The sequence below is a fragment of the Chitinophaga sp. genome (assembly GCF_035564935.1).
GTDB lineage: Bacteria > Bacteroidota > Bacteroidia > Chitinophagales > Chitinophagaceae > Chitinophaga.
The window spans coordinates 1-3,200 of record NZ_DATMTE010000234.1 but is presented as its reverse complement, the minus strand read 5'-3'; the positions used below and the strand labels follow the sequence as shown (position 1 = coordinate 3,200).

1 protein-coding gene is annotated in these 3,200 nt (G+C 46.8%); it reads left to right on the top strand.

Going from position 1 to position 3,200, the window contains the following annotated elements; translation table 11 throughout:
- Positions 1–69: 69 nt before the first annotated feature.
- On the top strand, positions 70–3,200 hold a 3,131-nt coding region (locus tag VN105_RS06240; RefSeq protein ID WP_325638992.1), incomplete at its 3' end, for a SusC/RagA family TonB-linked outer membrane protein.

Sequence of the window (3,200 nt, the reverse complement as noted above, 5' to 3'; positions counted from 1 at the left end):
AGCATTTGCATTTACCCGGTTTACCGGGAAGAGGCTCCTTTTGCCTAAGAACCAAAATAATTAAACACTATGCAAAAAAAAATTACAAAGAAACTGTTCTTCCTCTTTTTCTGTATCCTCAGTACTGCCATGTTGCAGGCGCAAACTCCCGAAATTACAGGTGTTGTAAAGGATGAAACAGGACTGCCATTAATTTCAGCCACCGTTACAGTAACACTCAAAAGTGATACACAGAAGAAGAAATCAGCCCTCACCAATACAGAGGGAAAGTTTTCTATACCAAACCTGGAAGCAGGAGCAGCCTACCAGATCAGCGTGTCCTATATTGGTTATAAAACCTGGACCATTGATAATTTTGTACTAAAACCGGCGGAGCAATCCTCCCTGATTGTGAGTCTTAAAACGAATGCTGAACTTGGAGAGGTGGTAGTGCTGGGATATGGTAAAAGCAGCAAGCGAAACCTGTTACAGAGTGTAAGCTCTATGAAGGGAAAAGACGTGGTGGAAGTACCGGCAGCAACGCTGTCGCAAACCATGGCGGGAAGAGTGCCCGGCCTGGTGATTACCCAAAGCGGCGGAAAACCTGGTAAATCATCCAGTATCCGTGTACGCGCCTACGATGGCTTTGGCCCTGCCAAACCGCCTTTATTCGTAATTGATGGCGTGATCTCCGATCAGTTCGCCTTCGACGGGTTGGATGCCTCCGAGGTTGATAATATATCCGTACTGAAAGACGGGGCCTCTGCTTCCGCTTACGGGGTGCGTGGCGCCAACGGGGTAATTGTAGTAACAACAAAGAAAGGGATTACCGGTCCTCCCCTGATAAATGTTATTTCCAGCTACAGCATCAACGAGCCTACTGTGCAGCCAAAAACGCTGAGCGCTTATGATGAGGCCATATTTTCAAATGATATCCTGCAGCAGATAAATCCTACCGGTTACCAGACCGATTCCAGGTATTATGCGAAAGATGAACTGGATTACTGGAAAACACACGATGTGAACCTGCTGAAAAAGTATTATAAGCGACCCACCGAATACCGTACTACAGCCAATGTTTCCGGCGCCAGTGAAAAGGTCAATTATTTTGTAAGCGGATCGTTTTATAAAGGAACCGGTTCCTTTGATAATGTAGACTACCAAAAGTATAACATCCGCGCAAAAGTAGATGCCAAAATCACCCGGGATCTTAATATTGGACTTAACCTGACTACGGATATCAGGAACGATCAGAAGCCCTATTGGGAGTACGACTACGATAACGATGACATGCCCGATCTGTACAAGGGGTTACTGACCAGGGGTAAAATGGCGCCGGATTACGTGGAATACAATGGTAAAAGCTATCCCATAGGAACGCTGATGGCATGGCATCCCGGGGAGGTGATTAACGGGAATACCGGCTATAACCGTAAAAAATGGAGTAACTACCAGGCGTTGGTGGATGTGAATTATAACTTGTCGTCGCTGGTAGACGGGTTAAAGCTGAGAGCTACCTTTGCCAGCTATACGAGGCATGACTTCAGGAAAACGCTTAACTTACCCTACAACCTTTATATCACCAACCGGTTCGGCAGTAACAACCATCTTATAGGTGATGAGATAGATTTTTCGCGTACCAAACAACGGAACGACGGTAACGTGATCAATGAAACCTACAATGCAGGCAGTTTTTACCAGTTGAATTTCTATATTAATTATGATAAATCATTTGGCAGGCATAATATTTCCGCCACGGCCATGTATGAGCAGAGTGAAACCAACAACGATCAATTCAATGCCAGGAATCAGTTTGTACTTTCCCGGCAGCTGGACCAGTTAAGCCTGGCCAGCAGTGATCCCCTGAACTATGGGGTTGGCGGCAGTGAATTTGACGATGGACGCCTGGCCGCGTTTGCACGTTTGAGTTATAACTACGCGGGAAAATACCTGGTAGAAGGATCCTTCAGGTATGAGGGCTCCAGGTATTTTATTCCAAGTAACCGCTATGCTATTTTCCCCGCTGTATCTGCAGGATGGCGTATCAGTGATGAAGCCTTCTTTAAAGACAATGTAAGGTTTGTGAATGATTTTAAGCTCAGGGCTTCCTTTGGTATGACGGGTGAAGAGCCTAATCTGAATGCCGACGGATCGCTGAATACCACGTTGCAGTGGGAGCAATATTACCGGAAAAATACAGGCGCCATCTTTGGCAATATATCCAATGGCGTGTCACTGGGGGCTTACCCGAATGCGGATATTACCTGGGCGAAAAAACGATCCATCGACATCGGCTTTGACGCCAGCCTGTTTAATAACAGTGTGAACATCTCCGCCACCCGCTTTATGACCAGGAGAAATGACATCCTGGGCGATATTGGCGCCAGTGTGCCTACCACCTGGGGCGCTACTTATCCCCTGGTAAATTTTGGGGTGATGGAATCTAAAGGGTATGAAGTAAGCGTTGATTACAGGAAGGCCATCAGTAAAGATGTAACCTTTAATGCAGGCGTTAACTACAGCTACGCGGTAAATAAACAGGTGCGTATTAACCAGGCCCAGAATATCAGGGATTATCAAAACCAGATTGGCAGGCCATCGGGCGGCATCATGGGATATATTGCTACAGATATTCTCCGTACACAGGCAGATATTGATGCACTGCCAGCCGGCTATACTATTAACGGTGCTGTGCCGAAACTGGGTATGCTTAATTTCAAAGACATACGCGGCGCCACCTCCGATAAGCCCGATGGAAAAATTGATGGAAACGACCAGGAGTTTATTGCTAAGTATTCCACTCCGCCTTCTATCTACAACCTGAACCTGGGAGCTACCTGGAAATCGTTCAGTATAGATGTGCTTATCCAGGGTACGGGCAATTATTATAAAGTACGGGCGCAACAGCTTAACAATGCACAATACCTTACACAGGAAGCAGGTAGCGCGGCATTCTGGGCCGACCACTGGACACCGCAAAACCCCAACGGCAGGTACCCGGTTTACCTGGAAGAAGGCGGCGGCGGCAATGCTTCCACTTTCTGGCTGGATAACGCTTCCTTCATCCGTTTAAAGAACCTGAACCTTGGCTGGGCAGTGCCGTTGCATCATCAAAGCAAAACAGTATTTAAAAGCGTGAGGGTATACTTCAATGGCTCCAACCTGTTCCTCCTGAAAAACAAGATCAAAGTATATGACCCTGAGGCACAGAGCCTGGTGTC